Source organism: Microbacterium sp. bgisy203 (genome assembly GCF_057706945.1).
This window is the reverse complement of record NZ_JBYIPF010000002.1, coordinates 1-18,540: the sequence shown is the minus strand read 5'-3', so window position 1 is coordinate 18,540 and position 18,540 is coordinate 1. Positions and strand designations below refer to the sequence as shown.

Sequence of the window (18,540 nt, the reverse complement as noted above, 5' to 3'; positions counted from 1 at the left end):
AAGCGCCGGGCCGCCCGCTCCCCGCTCGCGAATCACCGCCGCTGTCGCGAATCACCGCCGGATGCGCGCGAATCGGGCGGTGACTCGGGAAGCGGGCGGTGATTCGCGAGCAGAGCGAAACGGATGCCGGGGACGCGAAAGGGCGGCCCCGCGGATGCGGGACCGCCCTTTCGACGCGTCAGGCTCAGTTGTACTCGGTCGAGAACCCGTCGGTCGTGAAGCTGTCGAAGTCGACGTAGCTCAGGTCGGCGTCGCTGTAGGCGCCGTCCGAGGCGAAGATGCGGTTGGGGTACCGCTCGCTCTTGGCCTCCTCCGTCGCCTCGACCGTGACGTTGCGGTACTTCGCAAGTCCGGTTCCGGCGGGGATGAGCTTTCCGATGATGACGTTCTCCTTGAGGCCGACCAGCGGGTCGCTCTTGCCCTCCATGGCGGCCTGCGTGAGGACGCGGGTCGTCTCCTGGAAGGATGCCGCGGACAGCCACGACTCGGTCGCAAGCGACGCCTTCGTGATACCCATGAGCTCCGGGCGACCGGACGCGGGGCGCTTGCCCTGCGCGACGGCCTCGCGGTTCATCTGCTGGTAGCGCTTGAAGTCCACCAGCTCACCGGGCAGGAGGTCCGTCTCGCCGTGGTCGACGACCGTGACCTTACGGAGCATCTGACGGACGATGACCTCGATGTGCTTGTCGTGGATCGGCACACCCTGCGAACGGTAGACGCCCTGCACGCCGCCGACGAGGTACTTCTGCACCTCGCGGGCACCCATGACACGCATGACCTCCTTGGGGTCGAGCGTGCCGACCTGCAGCGGCTGGCCGACCGTGACGTGCTGGCCGTCCTCGACCAGCAGCGTCGCGCGCTTGAGCACGGGGTAGACGTGCGGCTCGTCGCCGTTGTCGGGGGTCAGGATGACCTTCTTGGCCTTGTCGGTCTCGTCGATCGTGATGCGACCGTCGGCCTCGGCGATCGGGGACGCACCCTTCGGGGTACGCGCCTCGAACAGCTCCTGGACGCGCGGCAGACCCTGGGTGATGTCGTCGGCGGAGGCCGAACCACCCGTGTGGAACGTACGCATCGTCAGCTGCGTGCCGGGCTCACCGATCGACTGGGCGGCGATGATGCCGACCGCCTCGCCGATGTCGACGAGCTTGCCGGTCGCGAGCGAACGGCCGTAGCAGCGCGCGCAGACGCCGACCGCCGAGTCGCAGGTGAGGACGGAGCGGACCTTGATGGTCTCGACACCGGCATCCACCAGCTTGTCGATCAGCACGTCGCCGACGTCCTCACCGGCCGAGGCGACGACCTCGCCCGAGGGCGAGACGACGTCGGCGGCGAGCGTACGGGCGAACACCGAGTTCTCGACGTTCGCGTCGCGGACGAGCGTGCCGTCCGCGCCGGGAGCGGCGATCGTGAACTCGAGGCCCTTCGTCGTGCCGCAGTCGTCCTCGCGGATGATGACATCCTGCGAGACGTCGACCAGGCGTCGGGTCAGGTAGCCCGAGTCGGCCGTGCGGAGGGCCGTGTCGGCCAGACCCTTACGGGCACCGTGCGTCGCGGTGAAGTACTCCGCCACCGACAGCCCCTCGCGGTACGAGGAGATGATCGGACGCGGCATGATCTCACCCTTGGTGTTGTTGACCAGGCCTCGGATGCCGGCGATGTTCCGGATCTGCAGCCAGTTACCACGGGCACCCGAGGACACCATGCGGTTGATGGTGTTGTCGGCGGGGAAGTTGGCCTTCATGGCCGCCTGCACCTCGTCGGTCGCCTCGGTCCAGATCTTGATCTGCTCCTGGCGGCGCTCCGCGTCGGTGACGAGACCCTTCTCGAACTGCGACTGCACCTTCTGCGCACGCTTCTCGTACTCGGCGATGATCTCGCCCTTGTTCGGGGGCGTGAGGACATCGGAGAGCGCGACGGTGACACCCGAGCGGGTCGCCCAGTAGAAGCCGGCGTCCTTGATGCGGTCGAGCGAGGCCGCGACCTCCACCTTCGGGTACTCCTCGGCGAGCTTGTTGACGATCTGCGACAGCTTGCCCTTGTCGGCCTGCTCGCGCACGAACGGGTACCCCTTGGGGAGCGTGTCGTTGAAGATCGCCTGACCGAGCGACGCGTCCACCAGGCCGTGGCGCTCGTAGCCCTCGGGAGCCTCGCCCTCGAGGAAGGTCAGACCCGGAATGCGGATGCGGACCTTCGCCTGCAGGTCGAGGGTGCCCTCGTCCTTCGCGAGGATCGCCTCGCCGACCGAGCCGAACACGCGGCCCTCACCGGCAGCGCCCTCCTTGACCGTGGTCAGGTGGTGCAGGCCGATGATCATGTCCTGCGAGGGCAGGGTGACCGGGCGGCCGTCGGACGGCTTCAGGATGTTGTTCGACGCGAGCATCAGCACGCGGGCCTCAGCCTGGGCCTCGACCGACAGCGGCAGGTGCACGGCCATCTGGTCGCCGTCGAAGTCGGCGTTGAACGCCGCGCAGACGAGCGGGTGGAGCTGGATGGCCTTGCCCTCGACGAGCTGCGGCTCGAACGCCTGGATGCCGAGGCGGTGGAGCGTGGGCGCACGGTTGAGCAGCACGGGGCGCTCGCGGATGATCTCCTCGAGCACGTCCCAGACCTGCGCGTGCATGCGCTCGACCTGACGCTTGGCCGCCTTGATGTTCTGCGCGTGACCGAGGTCGATGAGGCGCTTGATCACGAACGGCTTGAAGAGCTCGAGGGCCATCTGCTTGGGCAGACCGCACTGGTGCAGCTTCAGCTGGGGGCCGACGATGATGACCGAACGGCCCGAGTAGTCGACGCGCTTTCCGAGCAGGTTCTGACGGAAGCGGCCCTGCTTGCCCTTGAGCATGTCGGACAGCGACTTGAGCGCACGGTTGCCGGTACCGGTGACCGGGCGACCACGGCGGCCGTTGTCGAACAGCGCGTCGACGGCCTCCTGCAGCATGCGCTTCTCGTTGTTGACGATGATCTCGGGGGCGCCGAGGTCGATCAGGCGACGGAGGCGGTTGTTGCGGTTGATCACGCGACGGTACAGGTCGTTCAGGTCGCTCGTGGCGAAGCGGCCACCGTCGAGCTGGACCATCGGGCGCAGCTCCGGCGGGATCACCGGGACGACGTCGAGGACCATGGATGCCGGGGACATGCCGGTCTGCAGGAACGAGTTGACGACCTTCAGACGCTTGATCGCACGGATCTTGCGCTGGCCCTTGCCCTCGGAGATCTGCAGGTGGAGGCTGTCGGCCTCGGCCTGCAGGTCGAACGCCTGAAGGCGACGCTGGATCGACTCGGCACCCATGTAGGCCTCGAAGTACTGACCGAAGCGGTCCTGCAGCTCGTGGAAGACGTCGTCCTCCTGCTTGAGCTGACCGACGGCGAGGCCCCGGAACTCCTCCCACATGCGCTCGAGCTTGGCGACCTGGTCGTCCGCGTTCTTGCGGATGGATGCCATCTCCTTCTCGGCGGCATCCTTGACCTTCTTCTTCTGGTCGGCCTTGGCGCCCTCCGCCTCCAGGGCGGCGAGCTCCTCCTCCAGCTTCGCCAGGCGCGCCGCGACGCGGGCGTCACGACGGTCGGCGAGGTTCTTGATCTCGAGGCGCAGGTTGGCCTCGTGCGTCGGGAGGTCGCGGTGACGCGCCTCCTCGTCGACGGAGATCACCATGTAGGCGGCGAAGTAGATGACCTTCTCGAGGTCCTTCGGCGCCATGTCGAGCAGGTACCCGAGGCGCGAGGGCACGCCCTTGAAGTACCAGATGTGAGTGACGGGCGCGGCGAGCTCGATGTGGCCCATGCGCTCGCGGCGGACCGAGGACTTGGTGACCTCGACGCCGCAGCGCTCGCAGACGATGCCCTTGAAGCGGACGCGCTTGTACTTGCCGCAGGCGCACTCCCAGTCGCGCGAGGGGCCGAAGATCTGCTCGCCGAACAGACCGTCCTTCTCGGGCTTGAGGGTGCGGTAGTTGATGGTCTCGGGCTTCTTGACCTCGCCGTAGGACCAACGACGGATGTCGTCGGCGGTCGCGAGGCCGATGCGAAGCTGATCGAAAGTGGTGGACTCGAGCACTGGTTCTCCTGTGTCTCAGAAACTTCTCAAAATCGGTGGTTGAGTAGCCGCATCAGCGGCGTATCGAAACCAGTGGTCAGATCTCGTCGATGGACGACGACTCGAACCGCGTGGAGATGTTGATGCCGAGCTCCTCCGCTGCGCGGAAGGCCTCGTCGTCGGTGTCACGGAGGTTGACCGCCGTGCCGTCGGCCGAGAGGACCTCGACGTTCAGGCAGAGCGACTGCATCTCCTTCATGAGCACCTTGAAGGACTCGGGGATGCCGGGCTCCTGGATGTTCTCGCCCTTGACGATCGCCTCGTAGACCTTGACGCGGCCCACGATGTCGTCGGACTTGATCGTGAGGAGCTCCTGCAGCGCGTACGCGGCGCCGTAGGCCTCGAGGGCCCACACCTCCATCTCACCGAAGCGCTGACCGCCGAACTGCGCCTTACCACCGAGCGGCTGCTGGGTGATCATCGAGTACGGGCCGGTGGAGCGCGCGTGGATCTTGTCGTCCACGAGGTGGTGCAGCTTCAGGATGTACATGTAGCCGACCGAGATGGGCGCCGGGAACGGCTCGCCGGAGCGGCCGTCGAACAGCTGCGTCTTGCCCGACGAGTCGATGAGGCGCTCGCCGTCGCGGTTGGGCAGCGTCGAGTCGAGAAGACCCGCGATCTCCGCCTCGTAGGCGCCGTCGAACACCGGAGTCGCGACCTTCGTGCCGGGCGCGGCCTCGCGGGCCGCCTCGGGCAGGTGCGCGGCCCACTCCGGGTTGCCCTCGACCTTCCAGCCCTGCTTCGAGATCCACCCGAGGTGGGTCTCGAGCACCTGGCCGAAGTTCATGCGGCCGGGGATGCCGAGCGGGTTCAGCACCACGTCGACGGGCGTGCCGTCGGCGAGGAAGGGCATGTCTTCGACGGGGAGGATCTTCGCGATGACGCCCTTGTTGCCGTGGCGGCCGGCGAGCTTGTCGCCCTCGGTGATCTTGCGCTTCTGGGCGATGTAGACCACGACCCGGCGGTTGACGCCCGAGCCGAGCTCGTCGTCGCCGTCCTCAGCGTTGAACTCCTTGACCGCGATGACGGTGCCCTGCTCGCCGTGGGGGACCTTCAGCGACGTGTCGCGGACCTCGCGGCTCTTCTCGTTGAAGATCGCGCGGAGCAGGCGCTCCTCGGCCGAGAGCTCCGTCTCGCCCTTCGGGGTGACCTTGCCGACGAGGATGTCGCCGGGGCGGACCTCGGCGCCGATGCGGACGATGCCGCGCTCGTCGAGGTCCTTCAGGAGGTCGGGGCTGACGTTGGGGAGGTCACGGGTGATCTCCTCCTTGCCGAGCTTGGTGTCACGGGCATCCACCTCGTACTCCTCGATGTGGATCGAGGAGAGCGTGTCGTTCTTGACGAGGTCCTGGCTGAGGATGATGGCGTCCTCGAAGTTGTGACCCTCCCACGTCATGAACGCGACGAGCAGGTTCTTGCCGATCGCGAGCTCGCCGTTCTCGGTGGCGGGGCCGTCGGCGATGACCTCGCCGACCTCGACCCGATCGCCCCCCGAGACGGTGACGCGCTGGTTGTAGGAGTTGCCCTGGTTGGAGCGGTCGAACTTGCGGAGGAAGTAGTCCTTCGTGCCGCCTTCGTCGAGCTGCACGGTGACGACGTCGGCTGAGACCTCAACGACGACGCCCGCCTTGTCGGCGGTGACCACGTCACCGGCGTCGATGGCCGCGTAGCCCTCCATGCCCGTGCCGACGAACGGCGAGTCGCTGCGCAGCAGCGGCACCGCCTGACGCTGCATGTTTGCACCCATGAGGGCGCGGTTCGCGTCGTCGTGCTCGAGGAAGGGGATGAGAGAGGTACCCACCGACACCATCTGGCGCGGGGAGACATCCATGTAGCCGATCTCGTCGACGGGGAACAGGTCGACCTCGCCGCCCTGGCCGCGACGGGCGAGGACGCGGTCGAGGACGAACTTGCCGTCCTTATCGAGCTCGGCACCGGCCTGGGCGACGATGTAGTCGACCTCCTCGGAGGCCGTCAGGTAGTCGATCTTGTCGGTGACCTTGCCGTCTTCGACGCGGCGGTACGGGGTCTCGATGAACCCGAACGCGTTGATGCGCGCGAAGGACGCGAGCGAGCCGATGAGGCCGATGTTCGGGCCTTCCGGGGTCTCGATCGGGCACATGCGGCCGTAGTGCGAGGGGTGAACGTCACGGACCTCGACGCCCGCGCGCTCACGCGACAGACCACCGGGGCCGAGCGCCGAGAGGCGGCGCTTGTGGGTCAGACCCGCGAGCGGGTTGTTCTGATCCATGAACTGCGACAGCTGCGAGGTTCCGAAGAACTCCTTGATCGCGGCGACGACGGGGCGCACGTTGATCAGGGTCTGCGGCGTGATGGCCTCGATGTCCTGCGTGGTCATGCGCTCGCGGACGACGCGCTCCATGCGCGACAGACCCGTGCGGACCTGGTTCTGGATGAGCTCGCCGACGGCGCGGATGCGACGGTTGCCGAAGTTGTCGATGTCGTCGACGTCGAGACGGATCTCGGCCGCCTCACCGCCGCGGACACCGGGGATCGACTCGTCGCCGCGGTGCAGGGCGACGAGGTACTTGATCGTCGCGACGATGTCGTCGACGGTGAGCACCGAGTCGCTCAGCGACTTGTCGAGCCCGAGCTTCTGATTGATCTTGTAGCGGCCGACCTTCGCGAGGTCGTAGCGCTTCGGGTTGAAGTAGAAGTTGTCGAGGAGCGCGCGGGCGGCCTCGGCGGCGACCTGCTCGCCCGGACGGAGCTTACGGTAGATGTCGCGGAGCGCGTCCTCCTTGGTGAGGATCGTGTCCTTCGAGAGCGTGTCGGCGATCGAGTCGTAGCCGGCGAACTCGTTGAGGATGTCCTCGCTCGACAGGCCCAGGGCCTTGAGGAAGACGGTGACCGACTGCTTGCGCTTGCGGTCGATGCGGACGCCGACCTGGTCGCGCTTGTCGATCTCGAACTCGAGCCACGCACCGCGGCTCGGGATGACGCGCGCCGACACGATGTCCTTGTCGGACGTCTTGTCGGGGGTCTTGTCGAAGTAGACGCCGGGCGAGCGGACGAGCTGCGAGACGACGACACGCTCGGTGCCGTTGATGATGAACGTGCCCTTGTCGGTCTGGAGCGGGAAGTCGCCCATGAAGACCGTCTGCGTCTTGATCTCACCCGTGAGGTGGTTCATGAACTCGGCCTCGACGTAGAGGGGGGCGGCGTAGGTCTTGCCGCGCTCCTTGCACTCTTCGATCGAGTACTTCTCGGGCTCGAGGTACGGGTTCGTGAAGCTCAGCTGCATCGTCTCGCCGAGATCCTCGATGGGCGAGATCTCCTCGAAGATCTCCTCGAGGCCGCTGATCTCCGGCACGTCGGTGCGGCCGTCCGCCTTCGCCTGCGCGACACGGGCCTTCCAGGCGTCGTTCGCGACGAGCCAGTCGAAAGACTCCGTCTGCAGCGCGAGAAGGTCGGGGACCTCGAGCGTGTCGGTGATCTTGGCGAACGAGAGGCGCGATGCGCCTCGGCCGTTCTTGGGGGTGGTGGTGGGGTTGGTTGCGTTGCGCGCAGCAGCCAAGGGAGTACCTCCATGAGCCCGGGCAGGGGCTGGTTTCCTTGTCGTCAGGTGGAGTGCTCCGTCCCCGCCGCCTGCCACGCGCCGCCGCATGATGCGGGAAGCGGGATCTGCAGGCGCAAGCCGACCACCATATGAGGGCATGGGGGGAGGGAGCGCAACTACCCACTATACGCTTCACGACGCGCCATGTAAAGCGGAATCCTTGACGACTTTCGGATGCTGCGGTATAACCGCGCGGCATCCCGTCGTTTCGACCCCGCCGCCCGCGTCAGCGCGCGTGCCGGAACCGGAGGAGAGTCCCGGGGCGCGCCTGCGCGAGGGCATCGCGAAAGGCATCCGTCACCACGGCGATCACGGGATAGCCGCCGGTGACGGGGCCGTCGGGACCGAGGATCACCGGCATCCCGTCCGGGGGCACCTGGATGGCCCCGGGGAGCATGCCCTCGCTCGGAAGCTCATCCGTGCGCGCGCGCTCGAGGGGGGTTCCCTCGAGGCGGATGCCGACGCGGTCGGCTCGAGGTGAGACCGTCCACGAGGTGTCGAAGAGGGCCGCGGCATCCGTGAACCAGTCCGCGCGCGGGCCGGGGGCGAGCTCGACGTCGATCGTGTCGGGCGGCGGCGCCCACGGCCGGAGGTCGTCGGCGGGGATCGCGGCGGTGGGGCGCGGGTCGGCGAGGGCGAGCACGTCGCCGGTGCGCAGGGGCGCCGGGCCGAGCCCGGCGAGCGTGTCGGTCGCGCGGGAGCCAGCGACGAGGGCGGGGTGCCCGTTCGCGGCGAGGCCGCCGCGGACGACGAGGTAGGCGCGGGCGCCGGCACGGAACCAGTCGACGCGCAGTTCCGCGCCGCGCGGCCACGCGAACACGTCGTAGGGGTCGAGCGGGCGGCCGTCGAGCGCGATGTCGCCCCAAGCCCCCGTGACGACCGCCCAGAGATCCCGCTCTGCGACGGCGCGGAAGCCGCCCATCGTGACCTCGACGCCGGCGGCGTCTTCGCGGGTCCCGACGAGCCGGTTCGCGGTGCGGAGGGCGGCGCGATCGGCCGCGCCCGCCGGCGCGATGCCCTCGGACGCGTGGCCAGGTCGCCCCTGATCTTGGAGCGTCGCGAGCAGGCCCGGCTCGAGGACCCGGAACGCGGGGGCGGGGGTTGTGGGGGTTGTGGTTTTCGGGGTGGCGGGCGCGGGCGCGATTGTGGGGCGCGCGGACGCGGGTGTCGCGGGACTGGCGGTTGCCGGGACGAAGCGGACGCGCGCGCCCGGCGCGAGGAGAGCGGTCCCGGCATCCGCATCGAAGAGGGGTGCGGTCGTCGTGCCGATCAGCTGCCACCCGCCCGGCGTCTCGCGCGGGTACACGCCGCTGAACGCGCCGGCGAGCCCGACCGCGCCCGCCGGGACCCGCGTGCGCGGGGTCGCGCGGCGGGGCACGTCGTAGGGCCAGGCCTCGCTCACGAGGTAGCCGAACCCCGGGGCGAACCCCGTGAACGCGACCGTCCAGGTGCCAGCGGCGTGCCGGGCGGCGAGCGCTTCGGGCGTGAGGCCCAGGGAGTGCGCGAGGTCGTCGAGGTCCGGCCCGTCGTAGACGATCGGGATCTCGACGAGCGGGGCGGAGGCGGCCTCGGGCGGCGGCGCGGCGGCGGCGTGCTCGATCCAGGCACGCGCTGCGGCGAGGCTCACCCGCTCGGGGGCGACGTGGACGAGGACCGTCCGCGCAGCCGGGACGAGGTCGATGACGCCGGCGGGGCGCGTCGCGGCGAGGCGCGCGTGAAGGGCGAGGACGTCGGCGAGGTTGTCGACCTCAACGAGGAGGCCGCGGTCACCGAACGGCAGCACGCGCGGGGAGGTCATCGCGCGATCCGCGCGGTGGGAAGCGGCTGCGTCGAATGGACTTGTTGAGTCGTATGGACGGTGGTGCGGAAGTGAACCGGTGTGACGGGTGAGGTACCGCACGCCGCATCAGTCCGACGACTGAGCACCGCCTCGCCCGGCATCGGAAGTCCCGGCGCCCACCGACCCTGCGCCGACCGGGCGCGCACCCCTGGCTCGCTCACCACGGCGCCCGCACCTCGATGCCCGCCGCCTCAAGCGCCTCGCGGACGGCCGCGGCCATCGCCACGGCGCCGGGCGAGTCTCCGTGGACGCAGAGCGAGGCGGCATCCACCGATACGAGGGTGCCGTCGACCGCCTCGACGACGCCCTCGGCGACGAGTCGGACGGCTCGTGCCGCGACCTCGTCCGGGTCGTGGAGAAGAGCGCCTGGCTCGGACCGCGGCACGAGCGCCCCCGACGCGAGGTAGCCGCGGTCGAGGAACGCCTCCGTGACGAAGGGCAGACCCGCGCCGGCGGCGGCGTGGGTGATCTCACCCTCGAGGCCGAGGATCGGCAGCGCGCGCCCGACGTCGGCCGAGACGTCGGCGATCGCCGCGGCGACGGCCTTCGCCTGCGCGGGGTCGTCGCGCACGGCGTGGTAGAGCGCGCCGTGGGGCTTGACGTAGCGGAGATCCGCGCCGGCGCCGACGAGCGCCCGCAGCTGCGCGGCGACGCTCGCGCGCAGCTCGCCGACCGGCAGCGACAGCCGCACGCGCCCGAATCCCGTCCGGTCGGGATAGGACGGGTGCGCGCCGACCGCGACTCCGTACCGCTCCGCGAGGGCGACGGCCTCGCGCATGGATGCCTCGTCGCCCGCGTGCCCGCCTGCGGCGACGTTCGCGCTCGAGATGAGCGGGAACAGGGCGGCGTCATCCGCCGTCGGCACACCGTCGACGGTCTCGCCGAGGTCGGCATTGAGATCGATCGCGGTGCGCCCGGCATCCATGGGGCCACGCTACCGGTGCGTTCGCCGAAGGCGGCGAGCCGATAGAGGAGAGAGGCGGGGTTCCCTGCGTCGGATCGGTGGGGCAGGTGGCGACGCCTGCGCCCCACGAGACGACACCAGCCCCAACGATCCGACGGTTGGTCACCCACACGCCATCACCGACCTGCGCGTGCGGCCCGTCGCGCGTTACGAGTGGGTAAAGACCCCAGCCGCCGGCCCCCGCGCGGGGAGGCGTCACGGCAGGATGGTCGCATGCCCCACTCCCCCACCGCGAACTCCGGATCGGCCGCGTCCGGCTCCGCCGCCTCCGGCTCCGGCGCCCCCGGATCGGCCGCGGCCGGCACCCCGCTCCTCGAGGTGCGCGACATGGCCGTCGACTTCCGCACCGTCGCGGGCGACGTGCACGCGGTCGAGGGCGTCGACTTCGACCTCGCGGCAGGCGAGACCCTCGCGATCGTCGGCGAGTCGGGATCGGGAAAGTCCACCACCGCGATGGCGGTCATCGGCCTGCTGCCCGGCAACGGCAAGGTCGTGCGCGGCAGCATCCGCCTCGATGGCGCGGACCTCGTCGGCGCGCCCGAGAGCGTCATGCGGAAGGTCCGCGGCGCACAGATCGGGCTCGTCCCCCAAGACCCGATGTCGAACCTCAACCCGGTGTCGAAGATCGGCACGCAGGTCGCCGAGACTCTCCTCGCCCACGGGCTCGCGACCTCGAAGGACGTCGACCAGAAGGTGATCGAGACCCTCGCCGCCGCCGGGCTTCCGGATGCCGCGGAGCGCGCGAAGCAGTACCCGCACGAGTTCTCCGGCGGCATGCGCCAGCGCGCGCTCATCGCGATCGGCCTGGCCTGCAACCCGCGCCTGCTCATCGCCGACGAGCCGACGAGCGCCCTCGACGTCACGGTGCAGAAGACGATCCTCGACCAGCTCGACCGCATGACGACAGAGCTCGGAACGTCGGTGCTCCTCATCACCCACGACCTCGGCCTCGCCGCGGAGCGCGCCGCGCGCGTCATCGTCATGCACCGCGGCCGCATCGTCGAGCAGGGGCCCGCCCGCCAGATCCTCGAAGACCCGCAGCAGCCCTACACCCAGGCGCTCGTGAAGGCGGCACCCTCGGTCGCCGTCGCACGCCTACGGCCCGAGGTCTACGCGAAGCCCACCGGACCCGTCGCCGTTCCGGCCGCGGACGGCGACGAGACGACCGCGACGTCGGATGCCGCGGCGCCCTCGGCGTCGGTCGATGCGGCACCCCCGGCATCCGTCGACGTTCCTGCCGACACGCCTGACACCACTGAGGCAGCGACCCGCGCCGACAACATCGTCGAGGTCGAGAACCTGACGAAGATCTACAAGATCCGCGGCAAGAAGGAGGACTTCGCCGCCGTGCAGGAGGTGTCGTTCGCGATCCCGCGGGGCGAGACCGTCGCGATCGTCGGGGAGTCGGGGTCGGGCAAGACGACGACGGCCCGGATGCTCCTCAAGGTCGTCGAGCCGACATCGGGCACCATGACCTTCGACGGTCAGGACGTCGCGAGCCTCTCAGGCAAGGACCTGAAGGAGTTCCGCCAGAAGGTGCAGCCGATCTTCCAGGACCCCTACTCGTCGCTCAACCCGATGTTCACGATCGATCGCATCATCTCCGAACCGCTCGACTTCTACCGGCGTGGATCGGCGAAGGAGCGGGATGCCCGGGTGCGGAAGCTCCTCGATGACGTCGCCCTGCCGCAGTCGATGCTGCGGCGGTACCCGTCAGAACTCTCCGGCGGGCAGCGTCAGCGCGTCGCGATCGCCCGCGCGCTGGCCCTCAATCCCGACCTCATCGTGTGCGACGAGCCCGTCTCGGCGCTCGACGTGCTCGTGCAGGACCAGATCCTGACCCTTCTTCGCGACCTGCAGGGCGAGTACGGCCTGAGCTACCTCTTCATCTCGCACGACCTCGCCGTCGTCCGTCTCATCAGCGACTACGTGTGCGTCATGAAGGACGGGCACCTCGTCGAGGCCGCCTCGAGCGAGGAGATCTTCACCAACCCCCGCGACCCGTACACGCGGCGGTTACTCGCCTCGATCCCCGGCAACGAGCTCGACATCGCCGTCTGAGGCGCGGCCCGCCGCGAACCCCGCCCGGGTCAGCGTGCGCGGGTGCGCGGATCCATCGCCTCACGCAAGGACTCGCCCAGCAGCGTGAACCCGAGGGCCGTCACCGAGATGCAGATGCCGGGGAGGAACGCGAGCCACGGGGCGATCGCGAGCTCCGCCTGCGCGTAGGTGAGCATGCGCCCCCACTCCGCCGTCTGGGGCAGCCCGCCGCCGAGACCGAGGAACGACAGCGCGGCCGCGTCGATGACGGCGGTCGCGAGCGAGAGGGTGCCCTGCACGATGACGGGGCCGACGGAGTTCGGCAGCACGTGGCTCATCGTGATGCGGCCGCGGCCCAGGCCGAGGGTCTGCGCCGAGAGCACGTAGTCCGACGAGCGCTGCTGCAGCATCGAGGCGCGCAGCAGCCGCGCGAACACGGGCACCTGCGACGCGCCGATCGCGATCATGACGGCCAGCTGCGACTGTCCGAGGATCGCGGCGATCGAGACCGCGAGCAGCAGGTTCGGCACCGAGAGCAGGATGTCGACGAAACGCATGATGACGTTGTCCACCCAGCCGCCGAACATGCCGCAGAGCAGGCCCAGCAGCATGCCGCCGAGAAGGCCGAGCGCGGTCGAGACGACACCGATGAGAAGGGATGCCTGGGCTCCCCAGATCAGCTTCGACAGCACGTCTCCGCCGAACCGGTCGAGGCCGAGCGGGAACTGGGGCAGCTCGCCGGGGCCCGGGATGTGGGTCGGCGTGATGTAGCGCTGCCCCGGCAGCTCGGTCGCCCCGTAGGGCGCGAGCACCGGGGCCAAGAGCGCGACGAGCAGGAACAGCAGCACGATGATCGCGCCGACCCAGGCGGTGGGGCTCCGGCGCAGGCGCGCGAACACGTCGCGCCAGAATCCGCCGCGGGTCTGCGCGGCGAGCGTGCCGCGGTCGGGGGCATCGACGCCCGCGCCGGGCTGTCCGTCGGCCGCCCCGCCGGGGGCGGGGGGAAGGATGGCGGAAGTCACTGGACCCTCACTCTCGGGTCGATGATGCCGTACGAGACGTCGACGAGCAGGTTGATCAGCGCGTAAAGCACCGCGATGAAGAGGATGAAGCCCTGGAGTACGGGGAAGTCGCGTGTGAAGATCGCCCGCGCGAGGAACGCGCCGATCCCCGGGAAGGCGAAGACAGTCTCGGTGAGGACGGCGCCCGAGATGAGCAGGCCCGTCTGCAGGCCGATCGTCGTGATGACGGGGAGGAGCGAGTTCCGCATGATGAAGCGGTTGCGGAGAGTTCCGGTCGAGATGCCCTTCGCCATGCCGGTGCGGACGTAGTCGGCGTTCTGCACCTCGAGGACCGATGCGCGGGTGATGCGCACGATGATGGCGAGGGGGATCGTGCCGAGCGCGATCGCGGGCAGGATGAGGTGCACGATGGCATCCCATGCCGCGTCGAACTCCCCGGTCATGAGCCCGTCGAGGACGTAGAAGTTCGTGTAGTGGGTCGCGTCGATACGCGGATTCTGTCGCCCATCGGAGGGCAGCCAGCCGAGCTGCACTGCGAAGACGTACTTCAGGATGAACGCGAGGAAGAACACCGGGATCGTGATGCCGACGAGGCTCAGGGTCACGGCCGTGTGGTCGCCCCACGTGTTGTGGCGGCGGGCGGCCCAGTAGCCGAGCGGCACGCCGATGCCGACGGCGATGATCATCGCCGCGATCGACAGCTCGACGGTCGCCGGAAAGCGGCGCGCGAACTCCTCGAGCACGGGCCGGCCGGTCTGGATCGAGTTGCCGAAGTCTCCCTGCAGGAGCCGGCTCAGCCAGGTGACGTACTGCTCGTAGAGGGGCCGGTCGAAGCCGTACAGCTCGTTGATCCGGGCGACCTCCTCGGGGGTCGCCTTCTCACCGAGGAGCGCGACGGCGGGGCCGCCCGGCAGGGCGCGCACCCAGAAGAACAGCAGGATCGTGAGGCCGAGCAGGGTCGGGATCAGCAGCAGCAGGCGCCGACCGATGGTGCGTAGCACGAGGGGGAACTCCAGGGGTGGGGACGGGGCGCGGATGCCGCGACGCGGGCACTCGGAAGACGATTCTCTCGAGAGGGAGCGCGCCGCGGCATCCGCCGATCTGCTCAGGAAGCGACTACTCGCTGAGCTCGATCATGTTGTAGACCTCGTCCTGCACGGGACTGGCCGGGTACGACGTGACGCGCTTGTCGAACGCGAGCGTCGGCACGGGGTGGGCCAGCGGGACGCCGGGGATGAACTCGGCGATCTGCTCGTTGATCTTCTTGTAGGCAGGCTCCTGCTCATCGGCCGTCTTGAGGCCGCGGGCCTCGGTCAGCGCGCTGAAGAGCTCGGGGTTGTCGAACCCCCACTCGTTCGAGGCCGCACCGAAGAAGACGCCGACGAAGTTGTCGGGGTCGTTGTAGTCGCCGGTCCATCCGAGCAGGTGGATGCCGTGGTCCGAACCGCCCTGCATGCGGTCGATGTACTCGCCCCACTCGTTCGACTCGGGCGTGATCTTGACCCCGACGGCCTCGAGCTGGCTCTGCAGGTTGGTGAAGATCTGCTCAGGGTTCGGCATGTAGGGGCGCGAGATGTTGACGGGGTAGTTGAACATCAGCTCGAGCGGGTTCGACTCGTCGTAGCCCGCCTCGGCGAGGAGTTTCTTGGCGGCATCCGGGTCGTACGGGAACTCGGTGACATCGGCGTTCCAACCGATGACGCTGTCGGGCATGAACTGCGTCGCCGCGACGGTGCCCTCCGGGAGCACCTGCGAGATGAGCGCGTCGCGATCGATCGCCTGGGTCAGCGCTTGGCGGACCTTGATGTCGTCGAGCCCCGGGAACTTCTGGTTGAAGGCGAGGTAGAGGACGTTGAACGGGTCACGGTTGATGAGCGTGTAGTCCTTCTCGAGCGCGCCGAGGTCGGCGGGGGCGACGAGATCGTAGCCGTCGATCGAGCCCGACTCGAGCGCCTGACGGCGAGCGGTCGTGTCGCCGATGACCTTGAAGACGACCTTCTGGACCTGTCCCTGCTCGCCCCAGTAGTCGCCGTACGCCGAGAGGGTCGTCTCGGAGCCCGGCTCCCACGAGTCGAACGCGAAGGGGCCGGTCCCGGTCGGGTGACCCTGCGCGTACTCGCTGAGGGTCGGCGCCTCGGAGGTTCCGCCGACCTCGTCGGCCTTGTACTTCTCGAGCGCCGTCGGGCTCTGGATCGCGAACGCGGGGAGCGAGAGGGCCGGAATGAAGCCCGCGAAGGGCTGGGTGAGGCTGATCGTGACCTTGTCGGCGCCGTCGGCCTCGCAGCCACCGTAGATCGAGGTGCCGGTGTCGGCGTACCCGCGCATCAGGGCGCCCCAGTAATAGGAGAGGCTCGCCGACTGCGCAACGCCCGTGAAGTTGTTCTGGCGGTCGAAGTTGAAGCAGACGGCATCCGCGTCGAAGTCGGTGCCGTCGTGGAAGGTGACGCCCGTCTTCAGCTGGAAGGTGTAGTCGAGGCCGTCGTCGGAGACCTCCCACGACTCGGCGAGGAGCGGGGCGGGGTCGGCCGTGCCGGGCTTCACCCCGACGAGACCCTCGAAGATCTGCCGCGAGACGCGGAACGATTCGCCGTCGCTCGCGAAGGCCGGGTCGAGGCTCGATGGGTCGCCCGAGGCGCCGAAGACGAACGTCGAGTCGACGTCGCTCGGAGCTGCGGTGTCGCCCGACTCGCCGCGCTGGCTGCCGCAGGCGGTCAGCAGCAGGCCGCCGATCGCGAGGGCCGCGACGCCGGCGAGGGCCCGCTTGTTGGTCGTGGAGAGCATTGCTGTGCACCTTCCGTGAGGGTTCCGACTGCAGACGCGCTCCCGTGCGCGATCGTCGGGGAGTGGGTACGAACCTACCTGTGAAGATGCTGAGCGACGGTTACACCTTTGTCTCGATCCTGTTTCGTGAGCGCCGGGCGAGGTGTGCGAGGGGCCGATAGCGTGGGGGCATGGCCCGAGCGCACGTCGAGGAGCCGCCGCAGGTGCGCCTGTCGGACGGCTCGCTCGCGCGCGTCGTACCGAGCCGGTTCGCGGGCGGGTGGGAGCTGGAGGTCGCCGGTACTCCGCAGTCGCACGTCGACCTCGACGACCCGACGCACCTCCACTTCGAGTACGTCGCCCGCATGGGGGCGGTGATCGACCGACTGCGGATGCCGGGGCAGCCGCTCACCGCGATCCACCTGGGCGGCGGCGCGCTGACCCTGCCCCGCTACGTGGCCCACACGCGCCCCGGCTCTCGCCAGCAGGTGATCGAGCTCGAACAGCCCCTCATCGACCTGGTCCGCGCCGAACTGCCGCTCCCCCGAGGCGCGCAGGTGCGGGTGCGCATCGGCGACGCCCGCGAGGTCGCGGCGAAGCTGCCGCCGGGGCTCCAGGGCGCGGCCGACCTCGTCGTCTCGGACGTCTTCGCGGGCGCGCAGACCCCGGCCCACCTGACGACCGTCGAGTACTACCGCATCCTGGCGGGGCTCCTCGCCCCGGATGGCGTGCTCCTCGTCAACGTCGCCGACGGCGCGGGGCTCGCCTTCGCACGGCGCCAGGTCGCCACGGTGCGGGCGGTGCTCCCGGAGGCGATCGTGCTCGCGGAGGTCCAGACGCTGAAGGGGCGGCGCTTCGGGAACCTCGTCATCGCGGCATCCGCCGCCCCGCTTCCCGTCCAGTGGCTGCCGCGTCTGATGGCGGCCGGTCCTCACCCCGCGAAGGTCGCGCAAGGGGCGGAGCTCGACGAGTTCGCGCGCGGAGCGACGCCGGCCACGGATGCCGACGCCACCGCGTCGCCGAAGCCCGCGGCATCCCTCTTCGAGCGCTGATCGAACGCTGAGCCCATTCCGTCTGGGCGGCACGCCGCCCCCGCTCAGCCGATGCTCGGGAGGTCGGGGGACACTGGTGAGGCGAACCGCACGCGCGCGAAGGGGGATGCCGGTGAGCTACATCCAGGGATACGACCCGCAGACCCTCCGTGAGATCGTCGACGTCCAGGCGTGCCGTGCGCGACTCGACGAGCTCGGCGATCAGCGGTCGCTGCCGGCTCTCCTGGAGCGGGTGTGGCTGCTGAAGGTCACCGGCGACCTGGACGAAGCACTCGCGGTGTCGGAGGAGTCCGTGCGGGTCGCACGCATGGGCGGACCGCGCAAAGACCTGCTGCGCGCGCGGATGCTGCACGCGAGCGTCCTGCAGTTCCGGGGCGCGTACGCCGCGGCTCTGCAGGAGCTCACGACCTGCGCCGAAGAGGCCGAGGGACAGGGCTGGTCGGCGATCGCCGCGTTCGGCCTGCAGCACCGCGGCAAGGTCTTCTACGACATGGGCGACTTCGTGAACGCACGCGCCGACTTCAAGCGCACGCTGTTCCTGCGGCAGGAGGCGGGTGCGCCCGAAGACCAGCTGGAATCGACGCTCCTCGCGATCGACGCCGCCGAGCGCCGCCGTTCGGGGGCGCAGGTCGCGAGCTGAGTGTCGTACCTCTGTTCTAACGTTCTCGTCATGAACGAACGACACCCCCTGCAGGGAGGTCGGCATGTCTGACCTCCAGCGCCTCCGCCTCGAAGCGGAGGGCCTCATCGCGCAGCACCTCGATGCGTCGTGGAGCTTCGGTTTCGACAACGCGAAGCGCCGCGCCGGCGCGTGCGACTACACCCGCAAGCGCATCACCGTCTCGCGCTACCTCTCGGCGCGGTACGACGACGAGACCAACCACCAGACGCTCCTCCACGAGATCGCTCACGCCCTCGCGGGGGCGCGGGCCGCGCACGGTCCGGCGTGGAAGCGGACGGCCCGGGCCCTCGGCTACACGGGGGGCGTCACCCATCACGGCGAGACCGCGACCGAACTCGCACCCTGGGTGGGCGTGTGCCCGGCAGGGCACGTCGCGTACCGGCATCGCAAGGCGACGCGGGCGACATCGTGCGCGACATGCTCGCCGTCCTTCGATGCGCAGCACCTCTTCACCTGGACCCGGCGCGAGATCACCCCGGCGACGCGGCTCGCGGCGATGACCCC

11 protein-coding genes are annotated in these 18,540 nt (G+C 69.5%); 4 read left to right on the top strand and 7 right to left on the bottom strand.

The features are described from left to right. Positions 1-184: 184 nt before the first annotated feature. The 4 genes from rpoC to AC3ENQ_RS03495 form a co-directional block, all read right to left on the bottom strand. Positions 185-4,057: a DNA-directed RNA polymerase subunit beta' gene (gene rpoC / locus AC3ENQ_RS03510; RefSeq protein WP_431801785.1), complete on the bottom strand. Its 3,873-nt coding sequence runs from the start codon at positions 4,055-4,057 to the stop codon at positions 185-187. Between the two features lie 76 nt (positions 4,058-4,133). Next, on the bottom strand, positions 4,134-7,634 hold the full coding sequence (gene rpoB / locus AC3ENQ_RS03505; RefSeq protein WP_431801783.1) for a DNA-directed RNA polymerase subunit beta: 3,501 nt from the start codon (positions 7,632-7,634) through the stop codon (positions 4,134-4,136). Positions 7,635-7,902: 268 nt separating this feature from the next. After that, positions 7,903-9,474 (bottom strand): 5-oxoprolinase subunit B/C family protein, encoded by a 1,572-nt coding sequence (locus tag AC3ENQ_RS03500; RefSeq protein ID WP_431801781.1) that lies wholly within the window; start codon positions 9,472-9,474, stop codon positions 7,903-7,905. Positions 9,475-9,673: 199 nt separating this feature from the next. Beyond that, a complete protein-coding gene (locus tag AC3ENQ_RS03495; RefSeq protein ID WP_431801779.1) occupies positions 9,674-10,441 on the bottom strand; it encodes a LamB/YcsF family protein in 768 nt (255 codons plus the stop codon). A 366-nt stretch (positions 10,442-10,807) separates the two neighbouring features. On the opposite strand from AC3ENQ_RS03495, the gene AC3ENQ_RS03490 reads away from it, so the two are divergent. After that, positions 10,808-12,541, top strand: a complete 1,734-nt coding sequence (locus AC3ENQ_RS03490) for a dipeptide ABC transporter ATP-binding protein (protein ID WP_431802574.1) — start codon at positions 10,808-10,810, stop codon at positions 12,539-12,541. Between the two features lie 29 nt (positions 12,542-12,570). Here AC3ENQ_RS03490 and AC3ENQ_RS03485 read toward each other — a convergent pair whose 3' ends face one another. The 3 genes from AC3ENQ_RS03485 to AC3ENQ_RS03475 form a co-directional block, all read right to left on the bottom strand. Continuing rightward, positions 12,571-13,542, bottom strand: a complete 972-nt coding sequence (locus AC3ENQ_RS03485) for an ABC transporter permease (protein WP_431801777.1) — start codon at positions 13,540-13,542, stop codon at positions 12,571-12,573. Then, positions 13,539-14,543, bottom strand: coding sequence for an ABC transporter permease (locus tag AC3ENQ_RS03480; RefSeq protein ID WP_431801776.1), 1,005 nt, complete (start codon positions 14,541-14,543; stop codon positions 13,539-13,541). The genes AC3ENQ_RS03485 and AC3ENQ_RS03480 overlap by 4 nt, the downstream gene beginning before the upstream one ends. Positions 14,544-14,658: 115 nt before the next feature. Continuing rightward, positions 14,659-16,323, bottom strand: a complete 1,665-nt coding sequence (locus tag AC3ENQ_RS03475; protein WP_431801774.1) for an ABC transporter substrate-binding protein — start codon at positions 16,321-16,323, stop codon at positions 14,659-14,661. A 170-nt stretch (positions 16,324-16,493) separates the two neighbouring features. Here AC3ENQ_RS03475 and AC3ENQ_RS03470 point away from each other — a divergent pair, with 170 nt between their 5' ends. From AC3ENQ_RS03470 to AC3ENQ_RS03460, 3 genes are all read left to right on the top strand, one after another. Further along, complete coding sequence (locus tag AC3ENQ_RS03470; RefSeq protein WP_431801772.1) at positions 16,494-17,354, top strand: spermidine synthase; 861 nt, start codon at positions 16,494-16,496, stop codon at positions 17,352-17,354. A gap of 112 nt (positions 17,355-17,466) precedes the next feature. Beyond that, positions 17,467-17,994 (top strand): hypothetical protein, encoded by a 528-nt coding sequence (locus tag AC3ENQ_RS03465; RefSeq protein WP_431801770.1) that lies wholly within the window; start codon positions 17,467-17,469, stop codon positions 17,992-17,994. Between the two features lie 64 nt (positions 17,995-18,058). Beyond that, the coding region (locus tag AC3ENQ_RS03460; RefSeq protein WP_431801768.1) for a SprT-like domain-containing protein at positions 18,059-18,540 on the top strand (482 nt) is incomplete at its 3' end.

Bases quoted from the DNA above. Each gene is read 5' to 3' on its own strand.
- AC3ENQ_RS03470 (WP_431801772.1), top strand. From the start codon at position 16,494: ATGGCCCGAGCGCACGTCGAGGAGCCGCCGCAGGTGCGCCTGTCGGAC.
- AC3ENQ_RS03490 (WP_431802574.1), top strand. From the start codon at position 10,808: ATGGCCGTCGACTTCCGCACCGTCGCGGGCGACGTGCACGCGGTCGAG.
- AC3ENQ_RS03495 (WP_431801779.1), bottom strand. From the start codon at position 10,441: ATGGATGCCGGGCGCACCGCGATCGATCTCAATGCCGACCTCGGCGAG.
- AC3ENQ_RS03500 (WP_431801781.1), bottom strand. From the start codon at position 9,474: ATGACCTCCCCGCGCGTGCTGCCGTTCGGTGACCGCGGCCTCCTCGTT.
- AC3ENQ_RS03475 (WP_431801774.1), bottom strand. From the start codon at position 16,323: ATGCTCTCCACGACCAACAAGCGGGCCCTCGCCGGCGTCGCGGCCCTC.